Below are 589 nucleotides of genomic sequence, written 5' to 3'. Positions count from 1 at the left end.
GGTGTGATTCATGACTGGGGTGAAGTCGTAACAAGGTAACCGTAGGGGAACCTGCGGTTGGATCACCTCCTTACGAAGCGCTCGTAAGTGTTCACACAGATTGTTTGTTTAGAAAGAGTCACTTTATTGGGTCTGTAGCTCAGGTGGTTAGAGCGCACCCCTGATAAGGGTGAGGTCGGTGGTTCAAGTCCACTCAGACCCACCAATTCAACGGCATTGAGCGGAAGTTTGAGGCGTTGAAGAAGTGAAAACAATGGGGCTATAGCTCAGCTGGGAGAGCGCCTGCCTTGCACGCAGGAGGCCAGCGGTTCGATCCCGCTTAGCTCCACCATTAAAGCCGTCTCTTTTGAATTAAATTATGTTTGTATTTACTTATATGAGTAAATAGAAAGATAAAGCTCTTTAACAATTAGGAACAAGCTGAAAGAAACGAGTTCTCGTTTTTACAGAAGGCATTGATACGAAAGTATGGATGTTATGAAGTAGAAAAGAGAAAAAAGCGTAATAGAAACCAAGACAACTGTGAGTTGTAAGGTTAAGAAATTAAGCGTACACGGTGGATGCCTAGGCAATCAGAGGCGAAGAAGGA

Annotated in this window: 2 tRNA genes and 1 rRNA gene; all 3 read left to right on the top strand. The window is 44.7% G+C overall.

Annotated elements, in window-relative coordinates:
* A 16S ribosomal RNA gene (locus ACKJXD_RS11950) occupies positions 1-73 on the top strand; the annotation flags it as partial.
* Positions 74-128: 55 nt separating this feature from the next.
* Positions 129-205, top strand: a tRNA-Ile gene (locus tag ACKJXD_RS11945).
* 50 nt (positions 206-255) lie between these two features.
* Positions 256-331, top strand: a tRNA-Ala gene (locus tag ACKJXD_RS11940).
* The last annotated feature ends 258 nt before the right edge of the window (positions 332-589 follow it).

Origin of the sequence: Gilliamella sp. G0441, from assembly GCF_050589305.1 — a bacterium.
In the GTDB taxonomy this organism is placed as follows: Bacteria; Pseudomonadota; Gammaproteobacteria; order Enterobacterales; family Orbaceae; genus Gilliamella.
Note: the sequence above shows the minus strand (reverse complement) of the source record. Positions and strands in the feature narration are given on the sequence as shown.